This window comes from Kitasatospora sp. MMS16-BH015, assembly GCF_002943525.1.
Taxonomy (GTDB): domain Bacteria; phylum Actinomycetota; class Actinomycetes; order Streptomycetales; family Streptomycetaceae; genus Kitasatospora.
In genome coordinates, this window is record NZ_CP025394.1 from 2,269,527 (window position 1) to 2,290,072 (window position 20,546).

The 20,546-nt window shown below is 70.5% G+C and carries 19 protein-coding genes and 2 riboswitches; of the genes, 7 read left to right on the forward strand and 12 right to left on the reverse strand.

What is annotated here, in order from left to right:
* Positions 1–3: 3 nt before the first annotated feature.
* The 5 genes from CFP65_RS09730 to CFP65_RS09750 form a co-directional block, all read right to left on the reverse strand.
* A complete protein-coding gene (locus CFP65_RS09730; RefSeq protein ID WP_104815731.1) occupies positions 4–1,056 on the reverse strand; it encodes a C40 family peptidase in 1,053 nt (350 codons plus the stop codon).
* Positions 1,057–1,221: 165 nt separating this feature from the next.
* Positions 1,222–2,304, reverse strand: a complete 1,083-nt coding sequence (locus tag CFP65_RS09735; RefSeq protein ID WP_104815732.1) for a C40 family peptidase — start codon at positions 2,302–2,304, stop codon at positions 1,222–1,224.
* A 10-nt stretch (positions 2,305–2,314) separates the two neighbouring features.
* Positions 2,315–2,493, reverse strand: a riboswitch (cyclic di-AMP (ydaO/yuaA leader).
* A gap of 304 nt (positions 2,494–2,797) precedes the next feature.
* A complete protein-coding gene (locus CFP65_RS09740) occupies positions 2,798–3,823 on the reverse strand; it encodes a C40 family peptidase (RefSeq protein WP_104815733.1) in 1,026 nt (341 codons plus the stop codon).
* 187 nt (positions 3,824–4,010) lie between these two features.
* Positions 4,011–5,312 carry an NYN domain-containing protein gene (locus tag CFP65_RS09745; protein ID WP_168219671.1) on the reverse strand — a complete coding sequence of 434 codons (1,302 nt, stop codon included), beginning with the start codon at positions 5,310–5,312 and terminating at the stop codon, positions 4,011–4,013.
* A 312-nt stretch (positions 5,313–5,624) separates the two neighbouring features.
* Positions 5,625–5,885: a hypothetical protein gene (locus tag CFP65_RS09750; protein ID WP_104815734.1), complete on the reverse strand. Its 261-nt coding sequence runs from the start codon at positions 5,883–5,885 to the stop codon at positions 5,625–5,627.
* A gap of 387 nt (positions 5,886–6,272) precedes the next feature.
* Here CFP65_RS09750 and CFP65_RS09755 point away from each other — a divergent pair, with 387 nt between their 5' ends.
* Together CFP65_RS09755 and CFP65_RS09760 are read left to right on the forward strand one after the other, a co-directional pair.
* Complete coding sequence (locus CFP65_RS09755; RefSeq protein WP_104815735.1) at positions 6,273–7,073, forward strand: rhomboid family intramembrane serine protease; 801 nt, start codon at positions 6,273–6,275, stop codon at positions 7,071–7,073.
* On the forward strand, positions 7,070–7,351 hold the full coding sequence (locus CFP65_RS09760) for an Lrp/AsnC family transcriptional regulator (RefSeq protein ID WP_104815736.1): 282 nt from the start codon (positions 7,070–7,072) through the stop codon (positions 7,349–7,351). The genes CFP65_RS09755 and CFP65_RS09760 overlap by 4 nt, the downstream gene beginning before the upstream one ends.
* Before the next feature lie 171 nt (positions 7,352–7,522).
* Here the strand turns inward: CFP65_RS09760 and CFP65_RS09765 are convergent, their stop codons facing one another.
* From CFP65_RS09765 to CFP65_RS09775, 3 genes are all read right to left on the reverse strand, one after another.
* Positions 7,523–8,884, reverse strand: a complete 1,362-nt coding sequence (locus CFP65_RS09765) for an aminotransferase class V-fold PLP-dependent enzyme (protein WP_104815737.1) — start codon at positions 8,882–8,884, stop codon at positions 7,523–7,525.
* Positions 8,885–8,939: 55 nt separating this feature from the next.
* Positions 8,940–9,057, reverse strand: a riboswitch (SAM riboswitch).
* Positions 9,058–9,147: 90 nt separating this feature from the next.
* Complete coding sequence (trpD, locus tag CFP65_RS09770; RefSeq protein ID WP_104815738.1) at positions 9,148–10,221, reverse strand: anthranilate phosphoribosyltransferase; 1,074 nt, start codon at positions 10,219–10,221, stop codon at positions 9,148–9,150.
* A 142-nt stretch (positions 10,222–10,363) separates the two neighbouring features.
* On the reverse strand, positions 10,364–10,789 hold the full coding sequence (locus CFP65_RS09775; RefSeq protein WP_104815739.1) for a hypothetical protein: 426 nt from the start codon (positions 10,787–10,789) through the stop codon (positions 10,364–10,366).
* Positions 10,790–11,234: 445 nt separating this feature from the next.
* On the opposite strand from CFP65_RS09775, the gene CFP65_RS09780 reads away from it, so the two are divergent.
* The 5 genes from CFP65_RS09780 (at position 11,235) to CFP65_RS09800 (ending at position 15,979) form a co-directional block, all read left to right on the forward strand.
* Positions 11,235–11,855, forward strand: coding sequence for a heme-copper oxidase subunit III (locus CFP65_RS09780; protein WP_104815740.1), 621 nt, complete (start codon positions 11,235–11,237; stop codon positions 11,853–11,855).
* 136 nt (positions 11,856–11,991) lie between these two features.
* Positions 11,992–12,801 (forward strand): c-type cytochrome, encoded by an 810-nt coding sequence (locus tag CFP65_RS09785; RefSeq protein WP_104815741.1) that lies wholly within the window; start codon positions 11,992–11,994, stop codon positions 12,799–12,801.
* Positions 12,802–12,809: 8 nt separating this feature from the next.
* A complete protein-coding gene (locus tag CFP65_RS09790) occupies positions 12,810–13,868 on the forward strand; it encodes a ubiquinol-cytochrome c reductase iron-sulfur subunit (protein ID WP_254552308.1) in 1,059 nt (352 codons plus the stop codon).
* On the forward strand, positions 13,865–15,523 hold the full coding sequence (locus CFP65_RS09795) for a ubiquinol-cytochrome c reductase cytochrome b subunit (RefSeq protein ID WP_104815743.1): 1,659 nt from the start codon (positions 13,865–13,867) through the stop codon (positions 15,521–15,523). Before CFP65_RS09790 ends, CFP65_RS09795 begins: the two co-directional genes overlap by 4 nt.
* 93 nt (positions 15,524–15,616) lie before the next feature.
* Complete coding sequence (locus CFP65_RS09800; RefSeq protein ID WP_104815744.1) at positions 15,617–15,979, forward strand: GntR family transcriptional regulator; 363 nt, start codon at positions 15,617–15,619, stop codon at positions 15,977–15,979.
* 92 nt (positions 15,980–16,071) lie between these two features.
* Here the strand turns inward: CFP65_RS09800 and CFP65_RS09805 are convergent, their stop codons facing one another.
* The 4 genes from CFP65_RS09805 to coxB form a co-directional block, all read right to left on the reverse strand.
* A complete protein-coding gene (locus CFP65_RS09805; RefSeq protein ID WP_168219583.1) occupies positions 16,072–17,337 on the reverse strand; it encodes an Ig-like domain-containing protein in 1,266 nt (421 codons plus the stop codon).
* Between the two features lie 166 nt (positions 17,338–17,503).
* Entirely contained in the window at positions 17,504–17,920 is a 417-nt protein-coding gene (locus CFP65_RS09810; protein WP_104815745.1) for a cytochrome c oxidase subunit 4, read from the reverse strand.
* A complete protein-coding gene (ctaD, locus tag CFP65_RS09815; protein ID WP_104815746.1) occupies positions 17,920–19,695 on the reverse strand; it encodes a cytochrome c oxidase subunit I in 1,776 nt (591 codons plus the stop codon). The genes CFP65_RS09810 and ctaD overlap by 1 nt, the downstream gene beginning before the upstream one ends.
* Positions 19,692–20,546: a cytochrome c oxidase subunit II gene (gene coxB, locus CFP65_RS09820; RefSeq protein ID WP_104815747.1), complete on the reverse strand. Its 855-nt coding sequence runs from the start codon at positions 20,544–20,546 to the stop codon at positions 19,692–19,694. Before coxB ends, ctaD begins: the two co-directional genes overlap by 4 nt.

Below are 20,546 nucleotides of genomic sequence, written 5' to 3' on the forward strand. Positions count from 1 at the left end.
CGGTCAGACCCGCACCACTCCGCTCACCGGCATCGCGCTGACACTCTCGTAGCGGACCTTCGCGCCCGGGTAGGGTGCGTGCACGACCACGCCGCCGCCGGCGTACATGCCGACATGGTGGGCGTCCTTGTAGAAGATCACCAGGTCTCCCGGTCGGGCCTCGGCGAGGCTGATCCGCTGGCCCGCGTGGGCCTGTTCCTGCGAGGTGCGCGGCAGGGAGACTCCGGCCTGCCGCCAGCTCCAGTACATCAGACCGGAGCAGTCGAAGGTACGGGGGCCGGTGGACCCGTAGACGTACGGGGAGCCGACCTTGGCGACGGCGGCGGCCAGGGCGGCGGCGGCGCGGTCGGAGGAGGCGGGCTGGTTGCCGAGGTCGAGGCGGTCGGTGCCGCGGGTGGCGCGGCTCTCGGCCTCCTCGGCGTCCTGGGCGGTGAGCCGGGCCCGTTCGGCGGCGCCGAGGCTGTCCAGCAGCTTCTGGGCCTTGGCGAGGCGCTGCTGGACCTCGCGCTTGCTCGCGGTCAGCGACTGGCGCACCCGGTCCAGCTCGGTCAGCTTGGCCGCCGTCTCGGCCCGCCGCTGGTCGAGCCCGCGCTGACGGTCGACCAGCTCGTGCAGGGTGTCGGCCTGCCGGGCGGCGGCCTGGTCGAGGCTGCGGGCCCGGTTGAGGTAGCCGGCCGGGTCGGAGGAGAGCATCAGCTGCACGGTCGGGTCGAGACCGCCGGAGCGGTACTCGGCGGCGGCCACCGCGCCGAGCTCCCCGCGCAGCCGGTTGAGCCCGTCCTGCCCGGTGGCCACCTCGTCGAGCAGGCGGTTGGTCTCGGCCTGGAGGCGCTGCTGGGCCTCCTGGGCGGCGTTGAACTTCTCCGAGGCCTGCTCGGCCTCGTCGTAGAGCTGGTCCACCTGGGCCTTGACGTCCTTGCGGCTGGGCGGCTCGGGCGCGGCCTCGGCGGTGCCGGCCACGGCGGCGCCGAGCACTCCGGTGGCGGCCGCGGTGATGGCCAGCGCCCGGGCGATCCGGTGCACACCCGGCAGGGGGGAACGGCGAGGCGTCGACATGGGGCAGACGTTAGCGAGTCGGGACTGTCTAGTCCAAAACTCACCAAATCGAAAATTCACCCCCTAATCGGACATCAGATCCACTACCCGGGAACGCCGCAGGCCCGGCACCCCTCGGAGAGGGGGCCGGGCCTGCGGCGACCGGACGGGTCGGCCGAGGAGGCGTCAGATCCGGATGATGGCCGAGATCGGCATCACCGAGGCGTCCTCGTACCGGACGACCGCACCGGTGTGCGGAGCGTGGATCGCCTGGCCGTTGCCGGCGTAGAGGCCGACGTGGTGGGCGTCGTTGTAGAAGACCAGGATGTCGCCGGGCTGGGCGTCGGCCAGGTTGGTGCCGATGTTGGTGCCGGCGTGGGCCTGCTCCTGCGAGGTGCGCGGCACCGAGACACCGGCCTGCGCGTACGCCCACTGGACGAGGCCCGAGCAGTCGAAGGTGGTCGGGCCGGAGGCGCCGTAGACGTAGGTGGCGCCGAGCTTGCTCTCGGCGGCGGCCAGCGCGGCCGCGGCGGCCGAGCTGGCGGCGGGGGCGTTGCCGAGCACCGGACGCGCGGTGCCGCGCGAGGCGCGGTCGCCGGAGCCGGCGTTCTGCGCGGCGGCCTTGGCCTCGGCCGCGGCCTTCGCCTCGGCGGCGGCCATCGCGTCGCGCTCCTGCTGCGTCAGGGTGTCGAGCAGGGCCTGGGCCTGGGCCAGCTTGGCCTTGATGGCCTCCTTGTCGGCCTTGAGGCTCTTGGTGGTCGCGTCCAGCTCGGCGAGCTTGGACTGCGCCTCCGCCTTCTGGGCGTCCAGGGTGCGCTGCTCGTCCTTGAGGGTCTTGAGCGCCTCGGCCTGGCTGGCGCCGATCTGGTCGACCGCCCCGGCCTGGGTGAGGAACGTGTCGGGGGTGCTGGAGAGCATCAGCTGCACGGTCGGCGAGATGCCGCCGTTGCGGTACTGCTCGGCGGCTATCTCGCCGAGGCTCTGCTGGATGCCGCTCACCTGGGCCTGCTGACGGGCCACCTGGTCCTGGAGGGCGCCGACCTGCTTCTGCAGGACCTGCTCCTTCTCGGTGGCCGCGTTGTACTTCTCGGTGGTGATCTCGGCCTGCTGGTTGAGCTGGTCGACCTGGGCCTTGACCTCGTCCTTGGTGGGCGCCGGGTCGGCGTGCGCCCCGGCCTGCGAGGAGAAGGCCACCGCGGTCGCGGCGGCGGCGGTCATCAGCGTGATGCGGGTCCGACTGGCGGGCTTGGGACGACGATGGGACGCCACGAAGGCGGGCTCCTTCTTCCTACGTCCGCCTACCGGGTGAGCTGACGGGTTCGGGCTGGAAGAGATGCCCTACGACGCCTCACCGCACCGCCGTCTCACGACGACCGCGCCGACTCTGGCGCCGATTCACCCCGAGGAACGTGGTTCCCCGGCTCCGCTCCACAGCCTCCCCCACGGGGGACTCTCACTCGGGCGGGCCCGCTTTCGGCCCGCCCCGCTGCTTCACAGACTCGGCGGTAACCACCGCCGCCACCCGGCTGGGTGATCGACAGTGCGGTGGTTCGAGGTACGACCCTAGTAACCCGACCGTGATCGGTTCAAATCCTTGTCAGAAAAAAGTCTGAGCATGCGCCAAGTTCTTATGTGAATGCGACCGAGCGTGACAGAGGCGGTACGCCGGGCTGACAAAACCTCAACTCCGGGTGACGAAGAGGCCCACCGAAGGTGTCCCGGATCACAGGACGGTTTCGATGGGCCTCGGCGTGTCGGTGGGTCAGACGCGACGGATGGTGTTGATGCTCATGACGGTGGCGGGCGCGATCTTCACGACGTCACCGGTCTTCGGGGCGTGGATCATCATGCCGTTGCCGACGTACATGCCGACGTGGTGGCGGTCCGGCCCGAAGATGATCAGGTCGCCGGGCTGGGCGTCGGCCAGCGAGGGCACCCGGGTACCGACCGAGCCCTGCTCCTGCGAGGTGCGCGGCAGCGAGACGCCGGCCTGCGCGTAGGCCCACTCCATCAGGCCCGAGCAGTCGAAGACGTTCGGACCCTCGGCGCCCCACTGGTAGTCGTGGCCGAGCTTGCTCTCGGCGGCGGCCACCGCGACGGCGGCGTAGCCGCTGGCCGGCGGCAGGCTGCCGAGGGCGGCGCGGTTGTCGCTGCGGGAGGCGCGGTCGCCCATCACCGCGGCACGGTCCGCAGCGCTCAGCTGGCTGAGCAGCCGCTTGGACTCCTGGAGCTTCTGCTGCACCTGGTTCTTGGCGTCGTTCAGGACCTGGGTGTTGCGGTCCAGCTCGGCCAGGATCTCGGTGGCCTCCTGCTTCTGCTGGTCCAGTCGGCGCTGCTGCTCCTTGAGCTGCTTGAGCGTGGCGGCCTGGGTCTCGGTCACCTGCTCGGCGCTGGACGCCTTCTCCAGGTACCCGGCCGGGTCGGAGGAGAGCATCAGGGCCACCGAGGAGTCGATGCCGCCGTTGCGGTACTGCTCGCCGGCCACGGCCGCCAGGCCGGTGGCGAGCTCGGTCATCTGCTCCTGACCCCGGGCCACCTGGTCCTGGAGCTGGGCCGCCTGGGCGCGCAGCTGGTTGGCCCGCTCGTTGGCCCCGTTGAAGGTCTCGGTCGCCTTCTCCTGGTCCTCGCTGAGCTTGTCGACCTGGGCCTTGACCTCGTCCGTCGAGGGCTTCGCGGGCGCGGCGTGCGCGCTCACCTGGGCGGACAGGGCGACCGCGGTCGCTGCGGCAGCCGTCAGCACGGTGACCCGTGCTCGGCTCGGCTGCTTGGGGCGGCGGTGGGAGGCCAAAGGGACCTGCTCCTTCTTCCGACTGGACCATCACCCTAATGAGCGATAGTCCGGAAAATAGGTTTGACGCCAGACCCTAGTGAAGATGACGGATCCGCGCCACTCTCCTACCGCCACGAACTTCCGTACCCCGACCGGATTTCACCCGGTGCACACACCATCGCCACAACCGGCCCCGACCTGCGGCTCAGGCCCGGGCCAGCCGGTTGAGCAGCAGGATCGAGTTCACCGGCCGGGCGCCGGCATTGCGGACCCCGTCCGCCACCTCACGGTCGGTCGAGACCACCACCACCGGCCGCCCCTGCGGCTCGGCCCGGACCAGACGGCGGATCAGCTCGTCGGCCGTCTCCCCGGTGCGGCTGAACCGCACCCGGACGCCGCGTGGCGGCGCCATGATCACCGGTACGTCCAGATCCTGGCCGTCGAACACACAGGTGACCTCCGCCTGGGTGCGCTGGGCCAGCATCGCCAGGCCGCCGAGCAGCCGGATCCGCTGCTGCTCCAGCGGCAGCGCCGGGTAGCCCGTCTTGGTCACGTTGTAGCCGTCCACCACCAGGTGCACCTGAGGGATCGCCAGCAGCTGGTCGAGCAGCGCCGGGTCGTCCTCGGCCAGCGCCCGCCGGGCCACGTCGTGCGGCGAAGCCGAGCCGGGCACCACGGCCTCCACCAGGTCCGCCGGGTGCAGCTGGGCCACCGGCAGCGCCAGCTCGCGCTGCAGGCCCTGGGCGGCGTGCAGCACGGTGTCCAGCAGCAGCCGCAGCCGCATGTCCTCCACCGAGCGGCCCTCGCGGGCCGTGCGGCGGCCCGCCTCGAGCAGGGTCTCCAACTCCACCACCCGGTGCCGCAGCCGCCGGGCCTCGCTCTCGGCGGCGCTGCGCTCGGCCGAGGTGAGCGCCTTGGCCGCGTCCAGCTCGGACTGCAGCCGGCGGGCCTCGGCCTGGGCCCTGCGGGTGTCGCTCTCCAGGGTGCGCACCTTCTTGCGCAGCGAGTCGGCCTCCTTACGGACGCTCTCGCCCTCGGCCCGCTGCCGCTCCAGATCGGCCCGGGCCTGGCCGCGCAGCTCGGCCAGCTCGGCCTGCAGCTTCTCCACCAGCCGGGCCGACTCGGCCGCCATCCCCTCGGCCCCGGCCCGCTCGGCCTCCTCGCCGGCCTCGGCGACCAGCCGGCTCCAGCCGACCGGGCGCAGCAGGTACGCGGCGGCGGCCACGTCCATCGGGTCGGCCGCGCCGGGCACGCTGCCGGCCTCCAGCGCCTTGACCAGATCGGGCTGCCCGAGCCGCAGCCGGTCAGCTATCCGCACCCGGAAGGCGGGCTCGGCCTCCAGCGCGGCGGCCAGCGCCGGGGCGGCGTACTTCGCGCGGCGGGCCGGGGTGAACTTCGCGTACTGGCGCAGGGAGGCCGGCAGCTCGGCGGGGGGCAGCCCACCCAGCGCGTCGGCGGCGATGCCCACCACCCGGCGGCGCACCCCCTCGGGCAGCGGCCGGTCCAGCTTCTCGGCCCCCCGGGCCGGGTCGGCGCCCTCGGTGGGCGCAGTCGCTTCGGCGCCCTCCGCGGGCGTGGCCGGCTCGGCGCCCTCCGCGGGCGTGGCCGGGGCCTCGGCCTCAGCGGGCGGCTGCCCCTGCGGCTCGGCTGGCCCCCTCACTGCGTCCACCACGTCCTCGGCTCCGATCCTGCTCTGCGGGGTCCGTACGGCCGTTTGCCGCTGCCCTGAAACCCACCGCTCTCTGCAATTGTCCCGGGTACCGTGCCCCACCCGGGACCACGCCACACTCCCGCCGGTTCCGGCGGGAGGATCGATCCGTCAGCTGCCCTCGGCCGCCGGGGGCTCCTCCGCACCCGGACGGGCCACCAACTCCACCTGGTCGACGGCGTTGCACCAGCGGCAGCGCACCGACTCCAGCGTCTCGGTAAGCACCTCGGTCTCCTCCACCTTGGCCTCGCCGCCCAGATCGAAGTGCAGGAACTCGATCACCTTGGACGACCTGGTCACGTCGAAGCGGGTCAGGTTGCCGCACAGGGTGCAGCGCCAGCGGGTCTCAGCGGTGGGAGCGGCGATGGTCATCGTGGGGTCCTCATCTCTGGTGGCCCGACAGCTAGTACCGCGCTGTACCGCCGTCTCGGAACGCCCACAGCCTATTGCCTGCCCGTAGCCGCGCAGTCACCGGTCCGGCGGCTGAGACCGAGCCGGCACCTACCCCGTTGACCCACACGCGGGACAACCTGTCTGGCCCGGCTCGGCCGGAGGAATGCTCGCGAGGAGCCTCCGGCAACCGGGGGCCGGCGTCACGACGCCGGGGCACGCGCCCTCCTTGCCCGGCATCGGGCAGGAGGGGCCCTTCGCCGCGTTGTCGTCGGGCGCCGCAGCTCCGCTGCTACTTCCTCCTCCGCCTTGCGATGCACGCACCCCACCGCCGCTCCTTCATCCACCCCCAGTCGCCGGAGGCTCCGCATGGCCCTTCCCCTCCTCGACCGCCTCGGCCTGCGCGGAGCCGGCCGGGCCGCCCCCGTGGTCACGCTCGGGCTGATCGCGGTCTGCCTGCTGGTGCTGGTGGTCAGCCCGAGCTCCGGGCTCAACCCGCTGTACGGCACCGGGCAGGCCCGGGTCTGCGCCGAGGAGCGGTACGAGCAGCGCTGGGGTGCGGTGCCCGCCGAACTCACCACCGGCCACCCGCTCACCGCCGAGCAGCTCGGCACCCTCGCGGCGGCCCTGCCCGGCTGCGAGCTGCCGGCCACGCCGGCCAAGGTGCCGGCCCTCTCGGTGCTCACCTCGCTCTTCGTCCACGCGGGCTGGCTGCACCTGCTCGGCAACGTCCTCTTCCTGCTGGTCTTCGGGCCCGCCGTGGAGGAGCGGCTCGGCCGGGCCCGCTTCCTCCTCCTCTACCTGACCGTCGGCTACCTCGCCGCCTACGGCTACGCGATCGCCCAGGCCCACTCCCCCGACGGCCTGCGCGCCGTGGTCGGCGCCTCCGGCGCGATCGCCGGCGTGCTCGGCGGCTACCTCCGCCTCTTCCCCCGGGCCCGGGTCACCGCGCTGGTGCCCGTCCTCCTCTTCCTCCCGCTCCGGCTGCCCGCCTGGCTGGTGCTCGGCCTCTGGTTCGTGCTCCAGTGGTGGTCCGTACGGACGGGCGGTCCCGGCGTGGCCTACCTGGTCCACGTGATCGGCTTCGCCACCGGCTACCTGACCGCACGGGTCGCGACCGCCCGCCGGATACCCTGGCGGCGACCCCCAGGGCTAGGAGAACCCGAGTGATCACCGCGATCGTTCTGATCAGGACCAGCGTCGACCGCATCCCCGAGATCGCCGAGGCGATCGCCGCCATCGAAGGCGTCAGCGAGGTCTACTCCGTCACCGGCGGCTACGACCTGGTCGCCATGGTCCGCGTCCGCCACCACGACGACCTCGCCGCGGTGATCCCCGGCCAGCTCAACAAGGTCCCCGGCGTCCAGCACACCGAGACCCAGATCGCCTTCCGGACCTACTCCCAGCACGACCTCGAGGCCGCCTTCGCCCTCGGCCTCGACGACTGAGTAGTTGTATTCAGGGGCGCGGGGAACTGCGCGAGTGCGGAAGAAGCGGAGTCGCCACCTCGTACTCCCAGCCAGTTGCACCGTCAACGGACAGTGCAACTACGGCATCCGCGTAAAGCAGCGGGACTTGCCTACTTGGCCGCGCCGTTCCCCGCGCCCCTGGGGTGTGCGTCAGACGACGGCGACGCAGCGCCCACCTTCGTTGCGGTAGCTCCACTTCGCCCCGTCCTCGACGAGCTCCCGCACCGCCCCCACGAACCGCTCCACGTGCTCGACCGGCGTGCCGGCCCCGAAGCTGACCCGGATCGCGTTGAGGCTCCGCTCGCCCGGGAGCGAAGGCTCCGGGGCCCCGCACTCGGAGGGCGCCGCCTCCTCGCCGCCGAGGAGCGTCCGCACCAGCGGGTGCGCGCAGAACAGCCCGTCCCGGACGCCGATGCCGTACTCGGCCGAGAGCGCCGCCGAGAAGTGCGAGCTGTTCCAGCCCTCCACCACGAAGGACAGCACGCCCACCCGGGCGGCGTCCGCACCGAAGAGGCTGAGCACCTTGACCTGCGGCACCGCCGCCAGCCCCTCCCGCAGCAGGCCGATCAGCTGCTGCTCCCGCGCCACCAGCGCCTCGAACCCGGCCTCGGTGAGCGCCCGGCAGGCGGAGGCCACCGCGTAGGCGCCGATCACGTTGGGCGAGCCGGCCTCGTGCCGGGCCGGGCCGAGCTGCCACTCCACCGCCACCGAGCCGTCCGCCTCCCGGGCCACGGTGCGCGAGGCGCCGCCGCCGGCCAGGTACGGCTCGGCCGCGTCCAGCCAGTCGGACCGGCCGGCCAGGACGCCCGCGCCGAAGGGGGCGTAGAGCTTGTGGCCGGAGAAGGCGACCCAGTCGACGCCCAGCTCACGGACCGAGACCCGGTGGTGGGGGGCCAGCTGCGCCGCGTCGAGCACCACCCGGGCGCCGTGGCGGTGCGCCACCTCGGTCAGCTCGGCCACCGGCCACAGCTCGCCGGTCACGTTGGAGGCGCCGGTCACGCAGAGCAGCTTGGGGCCCGCCCCGGCCTCGGCCAGCGCCTCCTCGAAGCGGGCCACGGCCTCCTCGTGCGAGCGCGGGGCCCGCAGGTAGCTGACGGTCAGTCCGTCCCGGCGCCAGGGCAGCAGCGAGGCGTGGTGCTCGGTCTCGAAGGCGAAGACCCGGGTGCCGGCCGGGAGCACGCCCGCCAGCAGGTTGAGCGAGTCGGTGGTGGCTCGGGTGAAGACCACCTGGTCGCCCTCGCGCAGGTCGAGGAACTCCTCGACGGTGCGGCGGCTCTGCTCGAAGAGGTCGGTGGAGAGCTGCGAGAGGTAGCCCGCCCCGCGGTGCACGCTGCCGTAGTACGGGGCGTAGGCGGCCACGTCGTCCCAGACCCGCTGCAGGGCGGGCGAGCTGGCGGCGTAGTCGAGCGCGGCGTAGTTCACCTTCTCGCCGGAGGCGAGCGGGACCTCGACCTCACGGCCGAGCACGGCGAGCGGGGCGCAGATGTCGACAGCGGTGGAAGCAGTGGACATGGCAGGACACTCCTCAGGGGGTAGAGGACCCCCGGGAGTGTCGTCAACGACCAGGCGTCCGCGCTTGCCCCGCAGCCGGATGGCGGCGAAGCCCGGTCCTCACCCAGGGCACCCCGCCACGGACGGAGGGTTGCCGGACAGCAAGCTGGGGCTTGGCGCTGTCACTCATGACCTGATCGGAACTGTAGGCAGACGGCCTGATCACCGTCAAGCACCACCCGGGCGACGTCTCGGATGCCGAGACGTCGCACGGACGGGAATCGCTAGCGGGAGCTGGCCTCTGCCCACGCCTTGAGCGTGGCCTCGGCCGCGCCGGAGTCGATCGCGGCGGCGGCCCGGACCATGCCGGCGGCCAGCTGCTCGGTGAGCGGGGCCTCGGTGAGGTCGAGGGCGGTCAGCCCGGCGGCGGTGTTGAGCAGGACGGCGTCCCGGACGGGGCCGCGCTCGCCGGCGAAGACCCGGCGGGCGACGTTGGCGTTGTACTCCGGGTCGGCCCCGCGCAGGGCGGAGATCTCGACCAGCTCGATGCCGAGCTCGCGCGGGTCGAGCACCGTCTCGGTGACGGCCCCGCCGCGGACCACCCAGACCCGCGAGGTGGCGCTGATGGTGAGCTCGTCCAGGCCGTCGTCACCCCGGAAGACCAGCGCCGAGTCGCCGCGCTCGGCGAAGACGCCGGCGATCAGCCCGGCCAGCCGGGTATCGAAGCAGCCGACGGCGTGCGCGGTGACCCGGGCCGGGTTGGTGAGCGGGCCGAGCAGGTTGAAGGCGGTGGGCACGCCCAGGTCGCGGCGGGCGGGGGCGGCGTGCCGCATCGCGGGGTGGAACTTGGCGGCCGAGCAGAAGGTCAGCCCGACCTCCTCGGCGATCTCGGCCACCCGCCTGGGGCTGATGTCCGGGCTGATGCCCAGCTTCTCCAGCACGTCGGTGGCCCCGCTCGCGGAGGAGGCGGCCCGGTTGCCGTGCTTGACCACCTTGGCGCCGGCCGCGGCGGCCACGATCGCCGACATGGTGGAGATGTTGACGGTCTTGGCACGGTCGCCGCCGGTGCCGACGATGTCCACCGCCGGGCCGGGGATGTGCAGCGGCTCGGCGTGGGCGTACATCGCCTCGGCCAGCCCGGCCACCTCGGCCACCGTCTCGCCCTTGGCCCGCAGCGCGATCATGAACCCGGCCACCTGCACCGGAGTCGCCTCGCCGCGCATGATCCGGTCCATCGCCCAGGCGGTGTCCTGGCGGCTCAGGTCACCGCCGCCGAGCAGCGCGGTCAGCAGGTCGGGCCAGGTGCGGACCACCTGCGCGGGGTCGCTACCGCCGTTCGCAGGCTGCACGTTCACCATGGCTGACTCCAGCTCTCATCGCTTCACGGGACAGAAGGTCGGAGCCAGCCTAGCGAGCAGGGACCGCCGGACGCCGCGATCTCCCGGCCACCGTCTCTCCTGGTGAGACGCGGAAAATCCGGCGGTACCCGGTCAGACTTCGTCAGTGCGCGGCGGGGGTGCGCCCGGCCACCCGGGAGCGGAGCAGGGTGGCGGCGGTGTCGGCCAGCGCCACCGGGTCGACCGGGTGGGCCACGGCGGCGTCGGCCCGGCTCCAGGCGGCCAGCCAGGAGTCCTGCGGGCGGCCGATCAGCACCAGCACCGGCGGACAGCCGTAGATCTCGTCCTTGACCTGCCGGGCCACGCCGAGCCCGCCGGCCGGGGTGGCCTCGCCGTCCAGCACGCAGAGGTCGACGCCACCCTTCTCCAGCGCCTTCATCACGGCGGGCAGGGTGGCGCACTCCAGGTACGCGATCTCGGGGAGGTCGGCGGCCGGGCGGCGGCCGAGCGCGAGCGACACCTGCTCCCGGGTGTTCCGGTCGTCGCTGTACACCAGCACAGTGAGCGTCTCGTCGGTGGTGTGTGCCATGGCCCTGCTCCCCGGGAATCGTCCTCTTATTACGCCGTGCGCAACGCGCTCGACCCCGGGAGTGTGACCGGGGCCACGTTCTCCTCCGGATGCTACCTCCCGCACCCCCTTCCGGTGCCCCCTTGGCGCGATCTCCCTCAAGTCGGCGCGCGGGAGCCGTCACCCGCTCGGAGGACGGCCCGTCACCCCAAGGCACTTACACCACCCGTACGGCTCATCTGCTAGCCGACGGCGGCCGACACGCCCGCCGGGACACGCGGAGCACCCGGGTGAGCGGCCCCTCCAGGGCCCTCTGAGCGGCCCCTCGAAGAACCGTCAGAAATCGGACACCGCCCAGGTGGGCCCCCTCCCGGACACTCCATCGGCCGCCAACTGGGCATACCGCACGCACCGGACACTCCGAGGTACACCCCCCGGCGTGAAGACGGAATAAGGGACCGACATAATGTCCGTCGTGGCGACAGCAACAGCAACAGAAACCGGACACGCGCACGGAGCGGTCAACAGGCCGAACCTCGTCAGCGTCGGAACCATCGTCTGGCTGAGCTCGGAGCTGATGTTCTTCGCGGCCCTGTTCGCGATGTACTTCACTCTCCGCTCGGTCAAGGGCCCTGAGTTCTGGGCGGAGAAGGCGCACGCCCTCAACGTCCCCTTCTCATCGGTGAACACCACGATCCTGGTGCTCTCCTCCCTCACCTGCCAGCTCGGCGTCTTCGCCGCCGAGCGCGGTGACGTGAAGAAGCTCCGCTCGTGGTTCACCATCACGTTCGTGATGGGCGCGATCTTCATCGGCGGTCAGATCTTCGAGTACACCGAGCTGGTCAAGAAGGACGGCCTCTCGCTGTCCTCGGACCCGTACGGCACGGTGTTCTACCTGACCACCGGCTTCCACGGCATGCACGTGACGGGTGGTCTGATCGCGTTCCTGCTGGTCCTCGGACGGACGTACGCGGCCAAGCGCTTCACTCACGAGCAGGCCACCGCCGCGATCGTGGTGTCGTACTACTGGCACTTCGTCGACGTCGTGTGGATCGGCCTGTTCGCGACCATCTACCTGATCAAGTAACCAGCTGATCAGGTCGCTGGCTCACGGCCGGACCGCAGACACGACCCGACCGACCGCGCGCACTCCCAGCCGGGTAGACACCCCGGCGCCCGGGCGCACCCACCAGCCGACCAGATCCTGACACCGGGGTTATTCCGTGAAAAAGCTCTCCGCACGACGGCGCCACCCATTGGCGGCGCTGGTCGTCCTACTTCTCGCCCTGGCGGCTACTGGGGGGCTGTACACCGTGTTCGTGCCCGCCGAGCGGGCGCAGGCCGACACCTCCGCGCAGTCGCTCGCGATCGACGAGGGCAAGAAGCTCTTCGCCGTGGGCTGCTCCTCCTGCCACGGTCTGAACGGCCAGGGCAGCTCCGACGGTCCGAGCCTGGTCGGCGTCGGCTCCGCCGCGGTCGACTTCCAGGTCGGCACCGGCCGCATGCCGGCGCAGCAGCCGGGCGCCCAGGTCCCGCGCAAGAAGGTCATCTACAACCAGACCGAGATCGACCAGCTGGCCGCCTTCGTGGCCTCCCTCGGCCCGGGTCCGGTGGCTCCGACCAAGGAGCAGTACACCTCGACCAGCCCGAACGACGTGTCGAAGGGTGGCGAGCTGTTCCGCACCAACTGCTCGCAGTGCCACAACTTCGCCGGCGCGGGTGGCGCCCTGACGAAGGGCAAGTACGCCCCGTCCCTGGACGGCGTCGACGCCAAGCACATCTACGAGGCCATGCAGACCGGCCCGCAGAACATGCCCTCCTTCCCGGACACCACCATGCCCGAGGAGCAGAAGCGCCAGATCGTGGCCTTCGTCCGCCACACCACCGCCGAGGAGCCCAACCCCGGTGGTCTGACCCTGGGCAGCCTCGGTCCGGTGACCGAGGGTCTGTTCGGTTGGATCTTCGGTCTCGGCGCTCTCATCGCGGTCGCGATCTGGGTCGCCGCCCACACCACCAAGGCCAAGAAGTCATGAGCCACGAGATGCCTGAAGACAAGCTGCCGGAGGCGCACGACGCCTCCCACGGCGCCGAGGTCGAGCACCACGCCGACCCGTTCGCCGACCCGGGGCTGCCGGCCCACGAGCCGCGCCGCACCGACATCGACGAGCGCGCCGCCAAGCGCGCCGAGCGCCAGGTGTCGCTCATGTTCGTGGTGTCGATGCTCGCGACCGTCGGGTTCATCGCGTCCTACGTGATCTTCCCGATCGACAAGATCATCTACGTCTTCCCGCTGGGCCACATCAGCGCGCTGAACTTCGCGCTGGGCCTGACGCTGGGCGTGGCCCTGTTCTGCATCGGCGCGGGCGCGGTCCACTGGGCCCGCACCCTGATGTCCGACCACGAGCTGCCCGCCGAGCGCCACCCGATCGAGGCCGACGACGAGGTCCGCGCGGACGTCATCGAGCAGTTCAAGACGGGTGCCGCGGAGTCCGGCTTCGGCCGCCGCAAGATGATCCGCAACACCCTCATCGGTTCGATGGCCCTGGTGCCGCTCTCCGGTGTCGTCCTGCTGCGCGACCTGGGCCCGCTGCCGGAGAAGAAGCTCCAGCACACCGGGTGGATCGAGGCCACCGAGGCCAAGCCGATCCAGCTCATCAACATGAACACCGATGAGCCCATGAAGGCCGAGGACATCCAGATCGGCTCGCTCACCTTCGCCAAGCCCGAGGGCCTGACCGAGGCGGACGAGGAGTTCCAGCAGAAGATCGCCAAGGACGCCCTGATGCTCGTCCGGATCGCTCCGGAGGACATCAAGGACGACAAGTCCCGTGGCCTGGCCTTCGAGGGCATCCTCGCCTTCTCGAAGATCTGCACCCACGTCGGCTGCCCGATCTCGCTGTACGAGCAGCAGACCCACCACGCGCTGTGCCCCTGCCACCAGTCGACCTTCGACCTGGCGGACGGCGCCCGCGTGATCTTCGGCCCGGCCGGTCACCCGCTGCCGCAGCTCAAGATCACCACTGACGAGAAGGGCTTCCTGGTCGCCACCGGCGACTTCGCGGAGCCCGTCGGCCCGAGCTTCTGGGAGCGCTCCGCATGAGTTCCGCGAGCAGCGCCACCACTGGCGCCACCAAGCCGGGTAGCACCCGCGCCAAGCCGGCCAACAAGGCCGAGGCGGCTGCGGACTACCTGGACGGCCGGCTGGGGATCTACTCCCTCGCCAAGGCCAACCTGCGCAAGATCTTCCCGGACCACTGGTCCTTCATGCTCGGTGAGATCTGCCTCTACACCTTCATCATCATCATCCTGACGGGCGTCTACCTGACGCTCTTCTTCAAGCCCAGCATGGGCGAGGTCGTCTACCACGGCTCCTACGCCCCGCTGAACGGCATCAAGATGTCCGAGGCCTACGCCTCGACCATGAACATCTCGTTCGAGATCCGCGGTGGCCTGCTGATCCGTCAGATCCACCACTGGGCCGCGATCGTGTTCGTCGCCGCGATGCTCGTGCACATGATGCGCGTGTTCTTCACCGGCGCGTTCCGCAAGCCCCGTGAGATCAACTGGGTCTTCGGCTTCCTGCTGCTGTTCCTCGGCATGTTCGACGGCTTCATGGGCTACTCGCTCCCGGACGACCTGCTCTCCGGTACCGGTATCCGCTTCATGGAGGGCGCCGTCCTGGCGGTGCCGCTGGTCGGCTCCTACCTGCAGATGTTCCTGTACGGCGGCGAGTTCCCCGGCACCGACATCGTGCCGCGCCTGTTCACCGTGCACGTGCTGCTGATCCCGGGCATCATGCTGGGCCTGCTGGTGGCCCACCTGATCCTGGTCTTCTACCACAAGCACACCCAGTTCGCGGGTGCCGGCAAGACCGAGCAGAACGTCGTGGGCATGCCGCTCATGCCGGTCTACATGGCCAAGGCCGGTGGCTTCTTCTTCCTGGTGTTCGGCCTCATCGCCGCCATCTCGGCCATCGCCACCGTCAACCCGATCTGGGCCTACGGCCCGTACCGCCCCGACCAGGTCTCCACCGACGCCCAGCCGGACTGGTACATGGGCTTCTCCGAGGGCCTGATCCGCGTCATGCCGGGCTGGGAGATCCGGGCCTGGGGCCACACCCTCAACCTGGGTGTCTTCATCCCGCTGATGATCTTCCCGCTGGTGCTCTTCGCGATCGCCGCGTACCCGTTCATCGAGGCCTGGATCACCGGCGACAAGCGCGAGCGCCACATCCTGGACCGCCCGCGCAACGCTCCCGTCCGCACCGGTGTCGGCGCGGCCTGGATCAGCCTCTACGTGGTGCTGCTGATCGGTGGTGGCAACGACCTCATCGCCACCCACCTGCACCTCTCGATCAACGACATCACCTACTTCGTCCGCGTCGGCTTCTTCGTGGTGCCGGTCATCACCTTCTGGGTGACCAAGCGCTGGTGCCTCGGCCTGCAGCGCCGCGACAAGGAGAAGGTGCTGCACGGTCGCGAGACCGGCGTCATCAAGCGCCTGCCGCACGGTGAGTTCATCGAGGTCCACGCGCAGCTGCCGCAGGACAAGCTCTTCAAGCTCACCGCGCACGAGCAGCAGCAGCCGCTGGAGCTCCCCGCCGAGGTGGACGAGAACGGCGTCGCGCGCAAGCTCGGCCGGGGCACCAAGCTCCGCGCCAAGCTCTCCAAGGGCTACTTCGGCGACCAGGGTCAGATCGCCAAGCCCACCTCCGAGGAGCACCACGAGATCACCAGCGGCCACGGCCACCACTGATCTCCTGATGACCCCGGTCTGATCCGCCACCTGAGGCCCCCTTCCCGGCACTTCGCCGGGAAGGGGGCCTCGGCCATATCTGGAGCCGCCCCGATGCACCTCACCATCGACCCCGCCTCCCCCACTCCCCCGTACGAACAGCTCCGCAGCCAGCTCGCCGACCAGGCCCGCGCCGGCACCCTCCCCACCGGCCTCAAGCTCCCCACCGTCCGCGCCCTGGCCGAACAGCTCGGCCTCGCCCCCAACACCGTCGCCCGCGCCTACCGCGAACTCGAATCCGACGGCATCGTCGAAACCCACGGCCGCAAGGGCACCACCATCGCCGCCCCCGGCGACACCGCCCACCGCCTCGCCGCAGCCGCCGCCACCGAATACGCGGCCCGGGCCCACCACCTGGGCCTGACCAAGGAAGAGGCCACGGCCGCCGTCCTCACAGCGCTCCAGTTGCACTACTAAGGGGCTCGGGGAACTGCGAGGGCATCCCTTGGGGCGGGCACTCGTTAAGGAGTACGCCACATCCGGGCCTGCCCTCGCAGTTCCCCGAGCCCCTAAATGACGGGGTCGGCCCCTGCGTCAGCGGCAGCGTCCCCCGGGCCGGCCGTGGAGACGGCCCGGCCCAGAGCACTGTGCTTCACCCAAGCCCCCCAATCGACGTTCCAGTCACCGAAGCCGTTGCCGAACGGCTCCATCTGGGCGCCCTGACTGTTGACCACCTGGACGATGTCGCCGATCCGGGTCTGGTCGAAGAACCACTTGGCGTTGTCGGTGCTCATCCCGGTGCAGCCGTGGCTGACGTTCTCCACGCCCTGGGAGCCCACCGACCACGGAGCGGCGTGCACGTACTCGCCGCTCCAGGTGACCCGGGTCGCCCAGTGCACGTCGAGGTCGTACGCCTCCTTGCTGCCCTCCTTGATGCCGATCGTCTCGCCGTTCATCCGGACGAGTGATTCCTGACCGAGCACCACCTTGATGCCGTTGCGGGTGGAGAAGCCGGGCTTGCCGGTGGTCACCGGGAAGGTGGCCACCACCGCGCCGTTGCGGCGGTAGGTCATCTGGTGGGAGCCGGCGTCGACCAGGGCCTCGACCCGGTCGCCGATCGTGAAGGAGCGCGAGCTCGCCTCGCCCACGTACCGGCCCGCCGAGACGAGGGCGCCGGGGCGGTCGTAGCTGAGCCGGATCCTGGTGCCGGCCGGCCAGTACTCCTGCGGGCGGAAGTGGAGTTCCTTGTCGTCGACCCAGTACCAGGCGCCGGTCACGGCGGGCTGCGAGACCACCTGGAGGCTGCGCTCGATCTCCTGGCGGGCGGCGGGCTCCTCGACGGGCTCGGAGAGCTTGACGGTGAGCGGCTGGCCCACGCCGTAGACGCCGGTGCCGGCCGAGTCCGGGCCGAGGTCGGCGGTGATCTGGTCCTTGGGGGCGGTGGTGCTGAAGCCGCCGGAGGTGTCGCCCCGGCCGCCGTGGCCGTCGTCGGCCGCCACCCGAACGGTGTACGTGGTGCCCGCGTGGAGTCGCCCGGTCGAGTGCCAGCTGTGCTGATCCGACGCCAGCTCGCCCGCCACCAGCCGGCCGTCCGATCCGGTGACCGTCACGTCGGTGAGCCGACTGCCGTCCTCCGCGGTCACCGTGAGGGGCTGGGAGGGGTCCACCGCCGCTCCGGCGGGCAGGTGCACCAGCGGCCCCGCGTCCACCGCTTCCGGCGCCGCCACGGCCTGCGCAGCGTTCCCACCGGAGGAGGAGCACCCGGCGACCGGGGCCAACACCGCCAGGGCGGCCGCTACGGCCGTCCGCCGGACAAGACTTCCTGTGCCGCTCATCGCCGCCTCCAAGGGTCCGCTGAGCCTGCTCGATCGTAGGAACGCGCAGCGACACGCGGCACCCGCACGGCCCCGAACGGGTGAGCGACACCTCTCATGCGGAAACGGCTGCGGGCCGGACCCCCGAAGGGAGATCCGGCCCGCAGCCGTTGGAGGGAGGGGAGCCTTACTGGTTCTGGTCCTCGCCCCGGTAGAACTCGAAGACCCAGCCGTAGAGGCCGATCAGGATGATCGGGATCGACCAGTAGAGCAGCCACCAGCCGAAGATGACGCCGCAGAACGCGAGCGCGCCACCGATGGCCAGCGAGAGCGGCTGCCAGCTGTGCGGAGCGAAGAAGCCGACCTCGCCCGCGTCGTCCGCGACCTCGGCCTCGGGGTTGTCACCGGCGCCGCTGTCGACCCGGCGGGCGGTGAAGGCGAGGTAGTACCCGATGAAGGCGCAGAGACCGAAGGCCAGGAAGAGGGCGGTGGTGCCGGCCGCCTCCGTGCCGTGGTCGCTGTGGGTGGTCCAGATGCCGTACGTGATGGCCATCGCCAGGATGAAGACGGCGAAGCCGATGAAGATCTTGCCCTGTTCCTTCATCAGGCGTTGCCCTCCTTCTTCTTGCCCTTCGGCGCGTCGTAGGACGCGGGGGTCACGCCGGCGAAGTGCGAGGGCAGCTCACCGTGGTGCTCCAGGTAGTCCAGCGCCGCGATGTCCGGGTGGTGCAGGTCGAACGCCGGGGATTCCGAACGGATCCGGGGCAGGGTGGTGAAGTTGTGCCGCGGCGGCGGGCAGGAGGTCGCCCACTCGAGCGAGCGGCCGTAGCCCCACGGGTCGTCGACCTCGATCTTCTCGCCGTACTTGGCGGTCTTCCAGACGTTGTAGAGGAACGGCAGGATCGACAGGCCGAGCAGGAAGGAGCCGATGGTCGAGACGGTGTTCAGGGTGGTGAAACCGTCGGCGGCCAGGTAGTCGGCGTAGCGGCGGGCCATGCCCTCCGCGCCGAGCCAGTGCTGCACCAGGAAGGTGGTGTGGAAGCCGATGAACAGCGTCCAGAAGGTGATCTTGCCAAGACGCTCGTCGAGCATCTTGCCGGTCATCTTCGGCCACCAGAAGTGGAAGCCGGCGAACATCGCGAAGACGACGGTGCCGAAGACCACGTAGTGGAAGTGCGCCACGACGAAGTACGAGTCCGAGACGTGGAAGTCGATCGGCGGCGAGGCGAGCAGCACACCGGTCAGACCACCGAAGAGGAAGGTCACCAGGAAGCCGACCGTCCAGAGCATCGGGGTCTCGAAGGAGAGCGAGCCCTTCCACATCGTGCCGACCCAGTTGAAGAACTTCACACCGGTCGGGACGGCGATCAGGAAGGTCATGAAGGAGAAGAACGGCAGCAGCACCTGTCCGGTGACGTACATGTGGTGGGCCCACACCGTCACGGACAGACCGGCAATCGCGATGGTGGCCGCGATGAGGCCGGAGTAGCCGAACATCGGCTTGCGGCTGAAGACCGGGATGATCTCCGACACGATGCCGAAGAACGGCAGCGCGATGATGTACACCTCGGGGTGACCGAAGAACCAGAAGAGGTGCTGCCAGAGCAGTGATCCACCGTTGGCCGGGTCGAAGACGTGTGCTCCGAATTTACGATCCGCCTCCAGCGCGAAGAGCGCGGCGGCGAGGACCGGGAAGGCCAACAGGACGAGCACGGCGGTGAGCAGGACGTTCCAGACGAAGATCGACATCCGGAACATCGTCATGCCGGGCGCGCGCATGCAGATGATGGTGGTGATGAAGTTGACCGCACCGAGGATCGTGCCGAAGCCGGAGAAGGCCAGACCCATGATCCACATGTCGGCGCCGACGCCCGGCGAACGCACCGCGTCCGAGAGCGGGGAGTAGGCGAACCAGCCGAAGTCGGCCGCACCCTGAGGGGTGAGGAAGCCGCCCACCGCGATGGTCGAGCCGAACAGGTAGAGCCAGTAGGCGAACATGTTCAGCCGCGGGAAGGCGACGTCGGGCGCGCCGATCTGGAGCGGCATGATCCAGTTCGCGAACCCGGCGAAGAGCGGGGTGGCGAACATCAGCAGCATGATCGTGCCGTGCATGGTGAACGCCTGGTTGAACTGCTCGTTCGAGAGGATCTGCGTCCCCGGACGGGCGAGCTCGGCGCGCATGACGAGCGCGAGGATGCCACCGATCAGGAAGAAGGCGAACGAGGTACCGAGGTACATCGTGCCGATCGTCTTGTGGTCGGTGGTCGTCAGCCACTTGATGATGGTCGAACCGGGCTTGCGGGTGCGCGTGCTCCCGCCTGCGGTGACCGAGGCCCCGGATGCCCCGCCGGCGGCGGCGGGCTCGTTGAGGATAGTCACTTCTCTTCACTTCCCATGGACGTGATGCCCGAAGGCACTGCGCCTGCCTGGCCCTTGGCCCGCAGCTCCTTGAGGTGCTGCTCGTACTCGTCGTGGGTCACGACCTTGACGTTGAACAGCATCCGGGAGTGGTCGACGCCGCAGAGCTCGGCGCACTTCCCGCGGTAGGTGCCCAGGGCGGTCGGGGTGACCTCGAACTTGTTGACCACGCCCGGCACGACATCCATCTTCATCATGAAGTTGATGGGCCAGAAGTCGTGGATGACGTCCCGCGAGGTGAGGCGGAACTGGACCGACTCGTTGATCGGCAGGTACAGCGTCGGCGGCTCCGCCGGGGTACCCACGTCGTACGCGGCAGTGGTGCTCGTCTTGTCCGGGGTCTCGGTGTTCTCGTAGTTGAACGCCCAGCTCCACTGGAAGCCCACCACGTTGACCATGTGCTGCGGCTTGGCCGAGACCTGCGTCAGTCGCGACTCGTCACGGGCGACGAAGTAGAACAGCACCGAGACGATGACGATGGGGACCGCGGTGTACAGCGCCTCGAGGGGCACGTTGTACCGGGTCTGCGGGGGGAGCTCGACACCGGTCCGCTTGCGCCGGTGGAAGATCACGCTCCAGATGATCAGACCCCACATCAACGCACCGATCACCAGTGCCGCGATCCAGGAGCCCTGCCACATGTGAAGGACCAGCGGCCCTTCCTTGGTGACGGGGCTCGGGAGGCCAAGCCTGGGGAGGTCGTTGGCCGAGCAGCCGGTAGCGGTCGCGATGACGAGGCCCAGTGCCAGCGCCTGAGGCAGCTTCCGCCGCATCGTGCGCCGCGGCGAGCGGTCGGAGCCGTTGGGACTCAC